This window comes from Paraburkholderia sp. GV068 (genome assembly GCF_003058125.1).
In the GTDB taxonomy this organism is placed as follows: domain Bacteria; phylum Pseudomonadota; class Gammaproteobacteria; order Burkholderiales; family Burkholderiaceae; genus Paraburkholderia; species Paraburkholderia graminis.
In genome coordinates, this window is record NZ_QBUB01000007.1 from 132,352 (window position 1) to 146,608 (window position 14,257).

The 14,257-nt window shown below is 63.7% G+C and carries 14 protein-coding genes; 8 read left to right on the forward strand and 6 right to left on the reverse strand.

Features of this window, described 5'->3' with window-relative positions; translation table 11 throughout:
• Positions 1-132 precede the first annotated feature (132 nt).
• The 3 genes from C8K18_RS16400 to C8K18_RS16410 form a co-directional block, all read right to left on the reverse strand.
• Entirely contained in the window at positions 133-570 is a 438-nt protein-coding gene (locus tag C8K18_RS16400; protein ID WP_107708334.1) for a MarR family winged helix-turn-helix transcriptional regulator, read from the reverse strand.
• Between the two features lie 102 nt (positions 571-672).
• Positions 673-2,541 carry a serine hydrolase domain-containing protein gene (locus C8K18_RS16405; RefSeq protein WP_375135815.1) on the reverse strand — a complete coding sequence of 623 codons (1,869 nt, stop codon included), beginning with the start codon at positions 2,539-2,541 and terminating at the stop codon, positions 673-675.
• Between the two features lie 284 nt (positions 2,542-2,825).
• The gene (locus tag C8K18_RS16410; protein ID WP_107708336.1) at positions 2,826-3,614 is read right to left on the reverse strand and encodes a phytanoyl-CoA dioxygenase family protein; all 789 of its coding nucleotides are present in this window, start codon (positions 3,612-3,614) and stop codon (positions 2,826-2,828) included.
• Between the two features lie 165 nt (positions 3,615-3,779).
• Between C8K18_RS16410 and C8K18_RS16415 the strand changes: the two genes are divergently transcribed.
• The 5 genes from C8K18_RS16415 (at position 3,780) to C8K18_RS16435 (ending at position 9,574) form a co-directional block, all read left to right on the forward strand.
• Positions 3,780-4,877, forward strand: a complete 1,098-nt coding sequence (locus C8K18_RS16415) for a LacI family DNA-binding transcriptional regulator (protein WP_006051054.1) — start codon at positions 3,780-3,782, stop codon at positions 4,875-4,877.
• A 108-nt stretch (positions 4,878-4,985) separates the two neighbouring features.
• The gene (locus C8K18_RS16420) at positions 4,986-5,996 is read left to right on the forward strand and encodes an ABC transporter substrate-binding protein (protein WP_006051055.1); all 1,011 of its coding nucleotides are present in this window, start codon (positions 4,986-4,988) and stop codon (positions 5,994-5,996) included.
• A gap of 83 nt (positions 5,997-6,079) precedes the next feature.
• Positions 6,080-7,642 carry a sugar ABC transporter ATP-binding protein gene (locus C8K18_RS16425; RefSeq protein WP_107708338.1) on the forward strand — a complete coding sequence of 521 codons (1,563 nt, stop codon included), beginning with the start codon at positions 6,080-6,082 and terminating at the stop codon, positions 7,640-7,642.
• Positions 7,632-8,612 (forward strand): ABC transporter permease, encoded by a 981-nt coding sequence (locus tag C8K18_RS16430; RefSeq protein ID WP_107708340.1) that lies wholly within the window; start codon positions 7,632-7,634, stop codon positions 8,610-8,612. Before C8K18_RS16425 ends, C8K18_RS16430 begins: the two co-directional genes overlap by 11 nt.
• Before the next feature lie 5 nt (positions 8,613-8,617).
• Positions 8,618-9,574 (forward strand): ABC transporter permease, encoded by a 957-nt coding sequence (locus C8K18_RS16435; protein ID WP_053857943.1) that lies wholly within the window; start codon positions 8,618-8,620, stop codon positions 9,572-9,574.
• Positions 9,575-9,605: 31 nt separating this feature from the next.
• On the opposite strand, the gene C8K18_RS16440 is transcribed toward C8K18_RS16435, so the two are convergent.
• Both C8K18_RS16440 and C8K18_RS16445 read right to left on the reverse strand, forming a co-directional pair.
• Positions 9,606-10,568, reverse strand: a complete 963-nt coding sequence (locus tag C8K18_RS16440) for a zinc-binding alcohol dehydrogenase family protein (protein ID WP_107708342.1) — start codon at positions 10,566-10,568, stop codon at positions 9,606-9,608.
• Complete coding sequence (locus C8K18_RS16445; RefSeq protein ID WP_107708344.1) at positions 10,565-10,849, reverse strand: hypothetical protein; 285 nt, start codon at positions 10,847-10,849, stop codon at positions 10,565-10,567. Before C8K18_RS16445 ends, C8K18_RS16440 begins: the two co-directional genes overlap by 4 nt.
• 95 nt (positions 10,850-10,944) lie before the next feature.
• On the opposite strand from C8K18_RS16445, the gene C8K18_RS16450 reads away from it, so the two are divergent.
• The 3 genes from C8K18_RS16450 to madM all read left to right on the forward strand — a co-directional run bounded on the left by C8K18_RS16450 (position 10,945) and on the right by madM (position 13,207).
• Positions 10,945-11,772, forward strand: a complete 828-nt coding sequence (locus C8K18_RS16450) for a helix-turn-helix domain-containing protein (protein WP_107708346.1) — start codon at positions 10,945-10,947, stop codon at positions 11,770-11,772.
• Positions 11,773-12,029: 257 nt separating this feature from the next.
• Positions 12,030-12,425: a malonate transporter subunit MadL gene (gene madL / locus C8K18_RS16455; RefSeq protein ID WP_006051063.1), complete on the forward strand. Its 396-nt coding sequence runs from the start codon at positions 12,030-12,032 to the stop codon at positions 12,423-12,425.
• Positions 12,426-12,439: 14 nt separating this feature from the next.
• A complete protein-coding gene (gene madM / locus C8K18_RS16460; RefSeq protein ID WP_006051064.1) occupies positions 12,440-13,207 on the forward strand; it encodes a malonate transporter subunit MadM in 768 nt (255 codons plus the stop codon).
• A gap of 45 nt (positions 13,208-13,252) precedes the next feature.
• Here madM and C8K18_RS16465 read toward each other — a convergent pair whose 3' ends face one another.
• The gene (locus tag C8K18_RS16465; protein ID WP_006051065.1) at positions 13,253-14,167 is read right to left on the reverse strand and encodes a LysR family transcriptional regulator; all 915 of its coding nucleotides are present in this window, start codon (positions 14,165-14,167) and stop codon (positions 13,253-13,255) included.
• Between the last annotated feature and the right edge of the window lie 90 nt (positions 14,168-14,257).

Sequence of the window (14,257 nt, forward strand, 5' to 3'; positions counted from 1 at the left end):
GCCGACACAATAGTTGACATGTCAGATACTATCAACGGCGCCACATGGAACTCATTGTTTCATTGGCGGCGACAGTCTTTAGTTTTGCGGAGGCACGGGCGAAGCAGACGGAGCAGACGGCGAGCGCCGCGTTCAGTCGCTCAGGAATTTACGCAGCAAACGGCGCAATTCAACGAGTTCGGATTTTGTGAAGTCGTTCAGCCGTGCGTTCAGCACAGCGGGCGCGACGTGAGGAATCTGATCGGCGACGGCGGCGCCCTCTTTCGTGAGTGAAAGATTGACCACGCGGCGGTCCGTCTCGTCGCGCGAGCGCACCAAAAGGCCCTTGGTTTCGAGCTTGTCGAGCATGCGCGTCATCAGGCCCGTATCGATGGCGAGCATTTTCGACAGCTCGAACGGCGTCGACGCGAGGCGCTGGCGAAGCGTCAGCATGATGCCCATTTGCTGGCTGGAGATGTCGAGTTCCTTGAGCGCCGCGTCCATTTCGGCGACGATCAGGTTGCGCGCCTTCACCAACTGGAAGCCCACGCTCTCCGTCAGCCTGAAATTGTTTTTGGTGTAGTGACGCACGCGAGGCCTCCTGAATGATCCGATATAACTGACCAATCAGATATTATCAAATCAGGCCTCGGGACATCGGCGTTCGGTTTACCGCGGTGCGCGCACTCAGCGTCAGATACGAGCGTAAATCGAACTGCCGATCGTCAGCGTCGTCGCGCCAGGCGACGCAAAGCGAATCTCGTACAGGTCGCGTCCGAAGTTGCCCGGCACTTTAACCGACATGCCGCCGAGCGTATCGCTCACCGGCACGAACAGTTCGTAGCGAAGATCTTCGTTGCCGAACAGCACGTAGCCGGGAAGTTCAGCCAGGGTCGCGAAAAACGCCGGCGGATTGCCAAGAACGACAATCGGCACGGCGCTCGGCGAATCGTTGGTCAAGGTCCATTGCGTGCCGACGCGTTGCTGCCACGCGCTGTCGAGCGGCGCCAGCGGTGCGAGTTGCTGGCCGACCGGCAGCGTCAGATACGCGTAGCCCGCGCCCGGCACGACCCGCTTCATCAGATAGCGATAGTTGAATGCATTGCCCTCGCTGTCGTTGCCCGACACGACGGTGAAGCGGTACGACGCCGTATCGGCAGCGCTCCACCACCAGCCGTCGCTGCGGTACTGGTATGCGCCGATCTCGGCCCAGCCTCGCGTATCGGCGTCCCACTGGTTGATCTGCAGACTGCCGTTCGCATTGGCGAGCACCTGATACGGCGAATCGGAATTGCCGTAAATGCCGGCGCCGCCCGCGATGCCCGGCCCCGATGCGGCCGGCGGCGCCGTGTTGGCGAGCTTCGCCGGCAGCGACGCGATCGTGCCGTCTTCCTTCAGCGCCGACAGCACCAGCGTTTCGGCAATCGCACGCGCGTTGTATCCGGCATTGCCGGTCACCATCAGCGCGAACTTCGCATTGGGGACGACGAAAAATTCGGTCGAGTAGAACGCCGTGCCGCCGTCCTTCTCCCAGCCGAGCACGCCTGCGGCGTTGAGCGCGGGCTGGACCACGCTGTCCCAGCCCAGACCCCAGCGCCATTCCGGCGACGGGTTGATCCTCAGGCTTTTCGTCTGGTCGGCGCCCATCTCCGCGATGCCCGCCGCGGACACGATGCGCTGTCCCTGGAAGACGCCGCCGCCGTAGATCATCTGCGCGAGATTCATCATGTCGACGGGTGTCGAACTCAGTCCGCCGGTCGCGTACGCATTGACGAATTCCTGATGCTGCGCGCCCTTCACGTACGGCAGCGAGAACGATCCATCGGACGGCACACTCGTCAGATAGCTGGAGTGCGTCATCTTCAGCGGCGCGAGAATCTCCGACTGCACGAAGTCCGCGAAACTCCGGCCCGTCACGGCGAGCACGATCTGCTCGACCATCGTGAAGCCGTCGTTGCAATAGACGGCCAGCTCGCCGGGCAAATGCTTCAGATGCGAGTTGGCGAGTTCGGCTTGCGTGTCGGCGGCGTAACCGGCGACCGGCTCAAACGTGAAGAGATTGCGCCCGTTCGTGCCGGGCAAACCGGATGCGTGCGACAGCAGATGACGCGTGGTGATTCGCGCGTATTCCGGCGACAGCATCGTGAAGGCCGGCAGATATTTGACGATCGGCGTGTCCAGCGTGATGAGCCCGCGGTCGACGAGGATCGCCGCCGCCAGCGCCGGGAACAGCTTGCTGACGGAGCCGATGTTAAAGCGCGTTTGCGGCGTCGCCTTGATCTGCCCCGGCACCGACGCCACACCGAACGCCTGCTGCCAGACCACCGCGTTGCCCTTGACCATCGCGACGGAGATTGCCGCGACGGGAGTCGACGGATCGCTGACGACCTGCTGGATCATCTGCTGACCGAGTGCAATGGTCTGCTGATAAGGCGTCGACTGCACCTCGTCGCTGCCGCAACCGGGCAGCATCGCGGCGAGCACGCCGGCGCCGGTGTAGCCGAGAAACTGCCGCCGGCCTGTGTTGAACGGAACCTCGTGATTGCGATCGTAGCTGGCCACGGCATTCCCCTTCGTTCTGGTTTGTTTCCAGGACCTGCAAAAGGCGCTTTGTTCAACCGCTTGTTCAACCGCTTTGTTCAACCGCTTTCTTCAACCACGAGCCGCCAACGCGGCAAACACAATCTTCACCAGTTTCGACGCAGCGGGACGGCGCTTTTGAATAGGCCAGGCGCCGCCCTGCTCCAATCATAGCTGCGCGGCGCGTGCGCGAATAGCGGCGTGTCGAGATGCTGCGAAGCTATGGCTCAATAGAGCGTCCTTGCGCCTCGCCGCTCAATACGCGCTCAATAAGCAAATTGCCGGTAGTTTTCATCGAAGGTGCGCGCGGTTTCTTCGACGACCGGATTAAAGCGCAACAAACGCCGCGCGCGCGGCGGCAGTTCGGCGAGCACCTTGCGCGGCACGTCGATATGCACTTCCGGCCGGAAATACCACCCGCGGCTATAGCCGATCACGACCATCGGACGCGGCACGCCGGTCAGATTCGGCGTGCCGCGATGCAGCCCGCGCACGTCGCGGATCATCACGTCGCCGACCTGCATCGGCACGCGCTCGGCTCGGAAGCGCCCCGCTTCCAGACCTTCCAATGCTTCTTCCCGCGAGATGCGATGCGTGCCGCGCGTCGTCTCGAGCGGCCCATTGCTATCGTCGACATCCACGAGCGGGAAGTTGACCGCAAGCTGAAACGACGGCGTTTCCGGCGCGTCGTCAAAGAGCGGCGGCGTATCGCGATGCCAGTCCTGGAACTGCGAGCCGAGCACCGGCGTATCGGTGGCAAGCTGGCACATCACCGGATCGTGGCCCGCCACACGCTCCACGATACCGACGATGTCTTCATCGCAGGCAATGGCCGGATCGGCAAAGAGGCCTTCGAACGGCAGCGTCACGTAATAGCGGCCGGGGCCGCGATTGCCGTTCGCGTCCGATTCGACATGAGGCTCGAGCAGCGGCGCGAATGCGTCGCGCCACGCTTCGATCGTCGCGCGCGGAAAGTGATTGCGCAACAGCACGAAGCCGTCGCGGTTGAACGCATCCGCGAGTGCGTCTCTCGTGCTTTCGTCGTAACGGGCCATGCGCGTCTCCTCCATGTCGGTTTGCAAAAAAGAATCGCATGCGTCGCTTTGGGTCGTCAATATTATTAGTAATACTCGGTGAAAACCCCGATCGAATGGGCGCCGATGCGCGTTGTTCATCGCTAATATTAGTGGTAAGTTTGCTGCACTCCAGCCGGCAAGCCCATGAAGAAGACGACCCAACGCCGCCCTACCATGACCGACATTGCGAAGCTCACCGGAGTCTCGCAATCGACGGTTTCACTCGTGCTCAACAACGCGAGCGGCGCGAAGTTCTCCGACGCCACGCGCGACAAGGTACTGCGCGCGGCCCAGGAACTCGGCTACCGGATGACGCAGCGCGAAACGAGCGCGCTGCCCTCGTTCGACACGGCACAGGGCGAACGCAACCTGATCGTCTATCTCGCCGATGAGATCTCCACGAGCCCGCATCCGGTCGTCAGCATCGACGGCGCGCGCGATGCCGCGTTCGCTCACGGCCGCATGCTCGCGGTGTATTCGACGCACGGCAACGCGGAGATCGAAGCCCGCGTGCTCGAAGCGACGCTCGGCAATGCGAACGTGCTCGGCGTGATCTACGCGACCGTGTACACCCGCCGCGTGACCGTACCCGCGGCGCTCGCGCGCGTGCCGACCGTGCTGCTCAACTGCTATTCGAGCGATGCCGATGTGTCGTCGGTGGTGCCCGCCGAAGTCGCGGGCGGCCACACGGCGACAGACTATCTGCTCGCGGCGGGACACAGGCGGATCGGTTATATCAACGGCGAGCCGTGGCAGGATGCGGCGCGCGATCGTTTGAAGGGTTATCGCACGGCTTTGGCGACGGCCGATTTGCCGTTCGCGCCGGAACTCGTGCGCGAAGGCGACTGGGGACCGGCGACCGGCTTCGAGGAAACGCTCTCGCTGATGCGCGAGCCGAATCCGCCGACGGCCATTTTCTGCGCCAACGATCTGATGGCGCTCGGCGCCATCGAAGCGCTCAAGCAGCTCGGCCTGCGCGTGCCCGACGATGTGTCCGTGCTCGGCTACGACGATCAGGAAATCGCGCGGCACACGCATCCGCCGCTATCGACCGTCGTGTTGCCGAACTACGAGCTTGGCAAATGGGCGGTCGACACGCTCTTGCAGGAAGAACACAACCGCGCGGCGGGCGCGCCCGTGCGGCGTCGCACGGTCAAGCTCGACGGACCGTTGATCGAGCGCGGCTCGGTCAAGGTCATCGCCGAAACGAAGCAACTCGCTATTAATAATATTAACGACTAGCCAGTGCATCTAGCTCTCTAGCTGGCGCTCTCGCAGCACGCAGTAGACCGGGCATCACAAGCATCGGCATTGACAAGAAGAGGCAAACCATCCTTATCGGAGGAAGACATGCTGTCGCTCACAAAGAAAACGGGCCTGCGCCCGATCGCTGCATCGTTTATCGCACTCGCTGCGCTCACCTTTTCCGCCGGCTTCGGCATCGCGCATGCCGCGGACGACGCGCTGCCGAAGATCCCAAACAAGAAGCCGCTGAGAGTCGGCTTCGCGCAGACGGAAAGCAATAACCCGTGGCGGCTTGCGGAGACGAGAAGCTTCAAGGAGATCGCCTCGAAGTGCGGCTGGCAGATGGTCATGACCGACGCGAACAGTTCGGCCGCCAAGCAGGTCGCGGACATTCAAAGCATGATCGCGCAGCACGTCGATCTGCTCGTGTTCCCGCCGCGTGAAGAGAAGCCGCTCGTGCCCGTCATCATGCAGGCGAAAAAGGCCGGCATTCCGGTGATTCTCGTCGACCGCAACGTCGATCAGTCGATGGCGAAAGCCGGCAAGGACTACATCACGTTCATCGGTTCCGACTTCATCGACCAGGGACAGCGCGCCGCCGACTGGCTCATCAAGGCGACCAATGGCAAGGCGACCATCATCGAACTCGAAGGCTCGACGGGCGCGTCCGCCGCGAACGATCGCAAGAAAGGCTTCGATGAAGTCATCGCCAAGAATCCGGGCATGAAGATCGTTGCATCGCAAAGCGGCGACTTTGCACGCGACAAGGGCCGCCAGGTGATGGAGACGCTGTTGCAGGCGCATCCCGACGTGACCGCCGTCTATGCGCACAACGACGAAATGGCGCTCGGCGCGATCGCCGCGATCAAGGCCGCGGGCAAGCAGCCGGGCAAGGACATCCAGATCGTGACAATCGACGGCACCAAGGGCGGACTCGAAGCGATCAAGGCCGGCGAACTCGGCGCGAGCGTGCAATCGAGCCCGTTCTTCGGACCGCTCGCCTGCGACGTCGCGCAGAAGTACGCGAAAGGCGAAACGATCCCGCCGTGGGTCAAGGTCTCCGATCGCTTCTATGACAAGAGCAACGTCGACGCGAGCATGCAGTACGGCTATTGAGCGACAGCTCTGTGCCTTCGCGGGCGCTTTTTCCAAAGCGCCCGCTTTGTCGTTTCAGTTCTTTCGATGATGGATGACGCACGATGGCTCAAGCTCCGTTGCTCGACATGCAGGACATCGACATCTCTTTCGGCGGTGTCGCCGCGTTGAAACGCGCGCGGCTGACCGTAACGGCGGGTGAAGTGCATGCGCTGATCGGGCAGAACGGCGCGGGCAAATCGACGCTCATCAAGATCCTCACCGGCGCGTATCGGAAAAGCGCGGGCACGATTCGCTTCGACGGACGCGAAGCCGATTTCCGCACGCCGAAGGAAGCGCGCGAAGCGGGTATCAGCACGATCTATCAGGAGATCAATCTGGTGCCGTTCCGCTCGGTCGCGGAGAACATCTTTCTCGGACGCGAGCCGCGCCGCTTCGGCCTGATCGACTGGAAAACCGTGCAGCGCCGCGCGGACGAACTGCTCGAATCGTTCGGACTGAAGATCGATGTGAAGAAGCCCGTGCGCGAATATTCCACAGCGATTCAGCAGATGGTCGCGCTCGCGCGCGCGGTGTCGTCGGATGCGAAGATGGTCATCATGGACGAGTCCACCTCGTCGCTCGATGAACGCGAAGTCGAGTTGCTGTTCAGCGTCGTGCGCCGTCTTCGCGATGACGGACGCGCGGTGATCTTCGTCTCGCATCGGCTGGACGAACTGTATGCGTTGTGCGATCGCGTCACCGTGATGCGCGACGGGCAAACCGTCGCCGAAAGCGCGATGCAGGACATGGACAAGCTCAGGCTCGTCACGACGATGCTCGGCCGCACGCTCGCCGCCGTCGTCCACGAAGACAGCGCGGTCAAGGAAGCGAATCTCGCGAAGCGCGGCGGCCTCGCGCTGAGTGCGCAAGGACTGTCGGCCGGCGCAAAAGTCGCGGACGTGTCGCTCGACGTGCACGCGGGCGAAGCCGTCGGCCTCGCCGGACTGCTCGGCTCGGGCCGCACGGAGACGATGCGTTTGCTGTTCGGCGCGGATCGTCCGGAGAAAGGCACGCTGTCGATGAATGGCGAGACCGTCGCATGGAAATCGCCGAAAGATGCGATCGCGCATGGCGTCGCGTATCTGACCGAAGACCGCAAGGCCGAAGGCATCGTGCCGGAGTTGTCGGTGCGCGACAACCTCACGCTCGTGTGTCTGCCCGCGCTCACGAAACGCGGCATCGTGGATGTCGCGCGGCAGAAAGAAATTGTCGATGGCTTTATCGAGTCGCTCGGCATCAAGCTGCGTTCCGCCGATCAGCCGATCCGCGAACTCTCGGGCGGCAATCAGCAGAAGGTGCTGCTCGCGCGCTGGCTCGCGACGCATCCGCGTCTGCTGCTGCTGGATGAACCGACGCGCGGCATCGACGTCGGCGCGAAGGCCGACGTCGCGAAGATCGTGCGCGAACTGCGCGATTCGGGGCTGGCGGTGCTGCTGTCGGCCTCGGAACTCGAAGAGCTCACGGCGGTCGCGGATCGCGCAGTCGTTATCCGCGATGGACAGACCGTCGCGCAGCTCGACGGCGCGCAGATGAACGAGGCCTCGATCATGGACGCAATCGCACACGGCGCGGGCGAGCGGTCGACGCTGGCCGAAGCGGTGGAGGAAGCCAAACATGATCGATGATACGCAGCGCGCGGCGCAAATCGTTCAGGCGCCCGCGAGGAAAAAACGCGGCGTCGCGATTCAGCGCGAGATCGTCGTGCTCGTCGCGATGATCGTCTTCAATCTGCTTTTCACGCCGCACTTCGTGTCGCTGCAAACCTTCAACGTCAACTTGACGCAAGTGGTGACGATCGTGATCGTCGGCATCGGCATGACGCTGGTGGTGGCCACAGGCGGCATCGATCTGTCGGTGGGCGCGTCGATGGCGATTGCCGGCGCGGTCGCGCCGATGCTCTTTATGAACATCGCGGGGCCGCCCGGCATTGCCCTCGCCTTCACGCTGCCGATCGTCGCGGCCGCGCTATGCGGCGTGTTCAACGGCCTGCTCGTCACGCGGCTTCGCGTGCAGCCGATCGTCGCGACGTTGGTGCTGTTCATCGCGGGACGCGGCATCGCGCAGGTCGTCACCGACGGCAGCCTGCAAGCCTTCTCCAATCCGGCGTTTCAATGGATCGCGCTCGGCAAGGTCGCGGGCGTGCCCTTCCAGATTCTGTTGATGCTCGCGCTCGTCGCCGTATTTACGTGGATCGTGCGCAAGACGCTGTTCGGCAAGTATCTGCTGGTGACGGGCGGCAATGAAGACGCGGCGTATCTGTCGGGCATTCCGACCGTGCGCGTGAAGATGATCGCCTATACCGTCTGCGCGGCGCTCGCCGGACTCGCCGGTCTGATTTCGATTTCGGTGAATTCGTCGTCGGATGCGAACGTCATCGGTCTGGGCGTCGAGTTGGATGCGATCGCGGCGGTGGCCGTCGGCGGCACGGCGTTGACAGGCGGCAAGGCGTATATCACCGGCACGCTGATCGGCGCGCTCATCATCCAGTTGCTGCGTTACACGCTGCTCGCGCACGGCATTCCGGATGCGGCGGCGCTGGTGCTCAAGGCGGCGATCATCATCGTCGCGGTGTACGTGCAACGCAAGCGAGGCTGACGCTTATGAAGAAGAATCTGCCCATTATCAGCGCACTCGTAGCGCTGCTCGTGCTAGGCGTGACGCGCTACGAGCATTTCGCCGACGCGTACAACGTGCTTTCCTTTTGGCGCTACAACTCGATGTTCCTGCTGATCTCGATCGGCATGGCGTTCGTCATCATCACGGGCGGCATCGATCTTTCGGTAGGCGCGGTGGCGGCGCTCGCGAGTGTCGTGTCGGCGCTGGCGAGTCCGCATGGCGGCGTGGCCGCGGTGCTGGCGGGATCGTTAGCAGGGCTTGCTGTCGGCGTGCTCAACGGACTCGTCATCACGCGCATGCGTATTCTGCCGTTCATCGTCACGCTCGCGACGAGTCTCGGCGCGCATGGTCTCGCGCTGCTGCTCGGTCACAACGACGCGGTCGGCATCGCGTCCGATTCGAGCTTTGCGGGCTTCGGCCAGGGCGATCTGTTCGGCTTGCCGATTCCGGGCATCGTGTCGGCAGTCGCTGCGATTCTCGGCTGGATCGCGCTGCGCTCGTCGCGCTTCGGGCGGCATGCGCTGGCTATCGGCGGCAGCGAGGAAGCGTCGCGGCTCATGGGGCTCAACGTGGATCGCACGCTGGTCGCCGTGTATGCGGTGAGCGGTTTGCTCGCGGGCATTGCCGGCAGCATTCTCGCCGCGCAGTTCGGCGCGGGGCAGCCCAACGAGGGCGTCGGCTGGGAGCTGTTCGCGATCTCGGCGGTCGTGCTCGGCGGCACACGGCTGACGGGCGGCGAAGGCTCGATTGCGATGACGATTGCGGGCGTCGCACTGCTCGCGCTCGTTTTCAATCTGCTCAACTTCGAGAACGGGCTCGGCTATATCAGCTTGTCGGCTTACTGGCAGTCGGTGATTCGCGGCATGTTCCTGCTGCTTGTCATCGTGTTGCAGGCGCGCGTGCTGAACCGCAATCGCGGCGCGGTGAAGCTGGCGCATTGAGTCGCAGCCGCAGCCGCAGCGCAGCCGCCGGTTAGCCTTGCATCGTGAAGACGGTGCGCAAGCGGCTGCCGCTTTCGTTCCAATGCGTCGCAAGTTCGGCGAGAGGAACGGCCTGCGTGGCAATCTCGAAGCGGGATGGAATCGCGGCATGCAACACCTCGCGCGTCGCGTTGAACAGCCGCTCGAGAGGAATGCTGCCAATTCCGCTGCCCATCAACATAATCGCCGATGCACGCAGCGCCGCGCCCGGCAGCGAGATGGTTGCGCCGCCAACCGAGCCGATCTGCACGAAGCGCATCGGATAACCACCCGGAAGCGACCGCGCCGCGCCCGTCAGCAGCGTGAGCGCGCTGGCGCCCCAGAGGTAATCGAGCACCACGTCCACACCTTCATGAAAGTGAGGCTCGAGCGCGCGCTGCAATGCGGACTCTTCCTGATCGAGCGAAAGCACGTAATCCGCGCCCACGGATGCAAGCGTGCTGAGCGTCTGCGGATGCCGCCCTGTGGCGATCACCTTCGCGGCCCCGAGATGTCTGGCGATCTGCACAGCCAGCCGTCCCGACGCACCTGTCGCGCCGTTGATCAACACGGTCTCGCCGCGAGCGAAGTGCGCGCGTTCGGCGAGCGCTGCCCACGACGACATGCCGGGAATCGCCATCGCCGCAGCCAGGACGGGATCGAGCGTCTCGGGGATTTCGATGCACTGGCTTTGCGCGACGACGGTTCGCTCGGCCAGGCCGCCTGACGGCTCCTTCGGCGCGAAGAAATAGACGCGCTTGCCGTCCTCGCGGCGGCGGCCCACACCGTCGATGCCCGCGACGAACGGCAGACGCGCCGATGACGAATAGTGCGTGCCGGACGCCCTGCCGCGCGTGATGTGACTGAGCGCCGAAGCCTCCACGTCGATTATCGCGTGACCTTCCGCGGGCGCGGGCTCGTCGATGTCCGAATACACCGGCATCTGACCGGCTTGCATGACGACCGCTGCTTTCATGACCGCGCCTCGGTAGCCGAATGAGTCGGTGCCCCGCTATCGATCCACTCGCGCAACTGTGGATCGCGAATCATCACGAAGTCGAACAGGCCGGACGCGCGCAACGCCGGCAGCGCCTCGCGAATATCGGCGGCGGCCTGGCCGCGTGCGGTCTCGCTTGCGGTGGGATCGGTCCACACACGCGCATTGGCAAAAAAGGCCGCGATCGTGCCCTTGCGAATCGTCACGCCGCCGACATCGACGGAATCGGCATGGTCGGGAAGAATGTGTTCGGCTCGCATCGTGATGAACTCCTCGAAGTGGTAGTGAGTTCAGTCTAGAGATGCAGTGCCGGGTCGTCTCAGGTATAAATGCCATTCGATACGGATTTCGAGCCATGACTATTCCGCTGATTCGTCCAGAACTGCTCACAGCGCCTGACGTGCCCTTTCTGATGGCGGGAGAACTCACACAACGGGCGTCCCGCGAAGTGGCCTCGCACGCGCATGCACGCGGGCAGTTGATGGGCGCGTTGAGCGGCCTCGCGTCGGTCGGCGTGGGCCGGCAGCAATGGGTCGCGCCCGCCATTTACGCCATATGGGTGCCGCCGTATTGCGAGCATTCGATGCGCTCGCATGGTCCGTTTTCCGGCTGGAGCGTGTTCATTGCCGAGGAGCGGTGTGCCGGGTTGCCCACGCAACCGCGGGCGATCCGCACGACGCCTTTGCTGCGCGCGGCCGTGCGCCGCGCGGCGAGCTGGACCGGCGCATTGCTCGATGCGCAGCAGGCGCGGGTTGCCGAAGTCATCATGGATGAACTGGCGGCGTCGAAGGCCGAGTCGCTGAATTTGCCGAGCCCGGAAGACCCGCGGCTCATGCGTATCACCGACGCGCTGGCCGCCGATCTTTCCGACTCGCGACGTCTCGAGGAATGGGCCGAGTGGGCGGGACTGTCGCCGCGCACGCTGAGCCGGCGCTTCGTCGCCGAGACGGGACTCAGCTTTGCGCAGTGGCGCGCGCAGGCGCGCCTGCTTCGCGCGCTGGAACTCGTCGCCGAGGGCGTCAGCGTGACGACGATCGCGCTCGAACTCGGCTATGAAAACGTGAGCGCGTTTATCGACATGTTCAGGCGCGCGACCGGGACCACACCGGGGCGCTATGCGGCGGCGGCGACGTCAAATCAAGAACCGGGCTGCGCCGCGTCTCGCGCGAGGGAAAACCCCTAAACCGCGCCACGTCCCCGCCCCACGCTGCTTTCACCGCTTCTTGCCGCGAATCGTTAGCCTCGCGATAACAAATGCTTGCCGAAGGTGATTGAAACCGGGTCTCTGTGTCCCATAGACTCGGCCATGCCCTAAAGAGCCGCGTTGTGCACGCAATGCTGGCTCGTAAGCGGTCAACCCCACCCGTCAGCAGCCCTTGCACAAAACGCGGGTAAGACACTAAAGCAAGAGAGTCGACCGCGGTCGACAGGAGACAACAGATGATCATCTACGGAACGGCGCTGCTCGCTTTCTGCCACCTTGCGGGACTCTTTCTCGGCGATCTGCTCGGGGTCGCGATCGGCGTCAAGACCAACGTCGGCGGTGTCGGCATCGCGATGCTGCTGCTGATTTTCCTGCGGCTCTATCTGCACGGCAAAGGACTGCTGCCGAAAGAAACCGAGGCCGGCGTCGGCTTCTGGGGCGCGATGTACATCCCCGTCGTCGTCGCGATGGCGGCGAATCAGAACGTGGTTGCCGCGCTCAAGGGCGGACCGGTCGCGCTGCTTTCCGCGTTGGGCGCGGTGGCTGTGTGCGCCGTGTGCATCGCGGTGCTCTCGCGCACCGGACGCGACAGCACCTCGTTCATCAGCAGCCCGCAACCCGAAGAGATCTGACGCAGGAGCCAGCCATGATCCATATGATCGACAAAGTACTGATACAAAACGGCCTCGTCACTGCGTTCGCGCTCGTGGGACTCATCATGTGGGTGTCGTCGATGATCTCGCGCAAGCTCACGTTCGGGCGCGTGCACGGCTCGGCGATCGCCATCGTGATCGGCCTCGTGCTCGCGTACTTCGGCGGCGCGTTCACCGCGGGTCAGAAAGGTCTCGCCGATTTGCCGCTGTTCGCGGGCGTCGGCTTGATGGGCGGCGCGATGCTGCGTGACTTCGCGATCGTCGCGACGGCCTTCGAAGTGCAGGCCACCGAAGCGCGCAAGGCCGGGCTCATCGGCGTGCTGTCGCTGCTGCTCGGCACGGTGCTGCCGTTTATCGTGGGCGCAAGCGTCGCGCATGCGTTCGGCTATACCGATGCGGTCAGCATGACGACCATCGGCGCCGGCGCGGTCACGTACATCGTCGGACCGGTGACGGGCGCGGCGATCGGCGCGAGCTCCGACGTGATCGCGCTCAGCATTGCAACGGGTCTCATCAAGGCGATCATCGTGATGATCGGCACGCCGCTCGCGGCCAACTTCATGGGCCTCAAGACGCCGCGCTCGGCGATGATTTTCGGCGGCCTCGCGGGCACGGTCAGCGGCGTGAGCGCGGGACTCGCGGCGACCGACCGGCGGCTCGTGCCTTACGGTGCGCTGATCGCCACGTTTCATACAGGCGTGGGCTGCCTGCTTGGACCGTCGCTGCTGTTCTTCGCGACGCGCGCGCTGGTCGGCGGCTGAGCGGCGACGCAAATGCGCAGCCCTGGTTTATGTGTCAGCCTTCGTTTAGCCTTCGTTTCGCGTACGAAGACGGCACACGGCCATCAGCGCGAGGAGATTCGGGTCGCGCTCGCGCGCCCGCAAAAAACTCACGCCGATGGTCTGGCGCATCCGGTATGGCGGTTTGAGCGCGATGAGTTGGACCTTGTCGCCGAACACGTCACGCACGCGGCCCGGCAACAGCGTATAGCCGACGCCGCCGCTCACGAGGTTCATCAGCGAGAAAATGTCGCCGACTCGCATGGTCACGTTGGGCGTGAACTCCGCGACGCGAAACGCTTCCTGAAAGCCGTGATAGGTCGCAAAGCCCTCGCCGAGCGAGACGAAAGTTTCGTCACGGCAGTCGCGCAGATCGACCGCTTCGAGATTGGCATACGGCGAGTTGGCGGGCGCGGCAAAGAAAATGTCGTCTTCGAAAAGCGGAATGGATTCGATCTCGGGCTCGGCGTCGGGCAAGGCCATCAGCGCGGCGTCGATGGCGCCCTGCTTGAGCTTCTCGATCAGTTCGGCATTCGGGCCGAGCACGAGTTCGACCTGAAGCGCGGGCCGCCGCACCTTGATGTCGACGACGATGCCCGGCACCGTCCTGATGGTCAGCGAATAGAGCGAGCCGATCTTCAACCGGTCCGATGAATAGCCCGCCGCTTCGCGCGTCGCACGAATGCCGTCGGACATCAGCGTGATGACTTCCTGCGCGACGTCGGCGAGCATTTGCGCCGCGTCGGTCGATCTGAGATTGCGGCCTTCGTGGCGAAACAGCGCGCAGCGCACGCCCTGTTCGAGCGAATGCAACGCGCGATGCACGCTGACCGTGCTCACGTTCAGCGCTTCGGCCGCCTTCGCGAGACTGCCGGTTTGCATGAAGGCGAGCAGCACTTCCAGTTTACGAAAGGTGATTTCGTCGTCGATTCGGTCGCGCATGTCGAGCTATGGAACGGTCGGAACCGTCCATTATCGGCTCGTGCGCGCCTGCTGCAAATAGCGTTAATCCCTCACGCGCCGGCGAGCTTG

Bases quoted from the DNA above. Each gene is read 5' to 3' on its own strand.
- C8K18_RS16410 (WP_107708336.1), bottom strand. From the start codon at position 3,614: ATGGCCCGTTACGACGAAAGCACGAGAGACGCACTCGCGGATGCGTTC.
- C8K18_RS16415 (WP_006051054.1), top strand. From the start codon at position 3,780: ATGAAGAAGACGACCCAACGCCGCCCTACCATGACCGACATTGCGAAG.
- C8K18_RS16420 (WP_006051055.1), top strand. From the start codon at position 4,986: ATGCTGTCGCTCACAAAGAAAACGGGCCTGCGCCCGATCGCTGCATCG.
- C8K18_RS16425 (WP_107708338.1), top strand. From the start codon at position 6,080: ATGGCTCAAGCTCCGTTGCTCGACATGCAGGACATCGACATCTCTTTC.
- C8K18_RS16430 (WP_107708340.1), top strand. From the start codon at position 7,632: ATGATCGATGATACGCAGCGCGCGGCGCAAATCGTTCAGGCGCCCGCG.
- C8K18_RS16435 (WP_053857943.1), top strand. From the start codon at position 8,618: ATGAAGAAGAATCTGCCCATTATCAGCGCACTCGTAGCGCTGCTCGTG.
- C8K18_RS16440 (WP_107708342.1), bottom strand. From the start codon at position 10,568: ATGAAAGCAGCGGTCGTCATGCAAGCCGGTCAGATGCCGGTGTATTCG.
- C8K18_RS16445 (WP_107708344.1), bottom strand. From the start codon at position 10,849: ATGCGAGCCGAACACATTCTTCCCGACCATGCCGATTCCGTCGATGTC.
- C8K18_RS16450 (WP_107708346.1), top strand. From the start codon at position 10,945: ATGACTATTCCGCTGATTCGTCCAGAACTGCTCACAGCGCCTGACGTG.
- madL (WP_006051063.1), top strand. From the start codon at position 12,030: ATGATCATCTACGGAACGGCGCTGCTCGCTTTCTGCCACCTTGCGGGA.
- madM (WP_006051064.1), top strand. From the start codon at position 12,440: ATGATCCATATGATCGACAAAGTACTGATACAAAACGGCCTCGTCACT.
- C8K18_RS16465 (WP_006051065.1), bottom strand. From the start codon at position 14,167: ATGCGCGACCGAATCGACGACGAAATCACCTTTCGTAAACTGGAAGTG.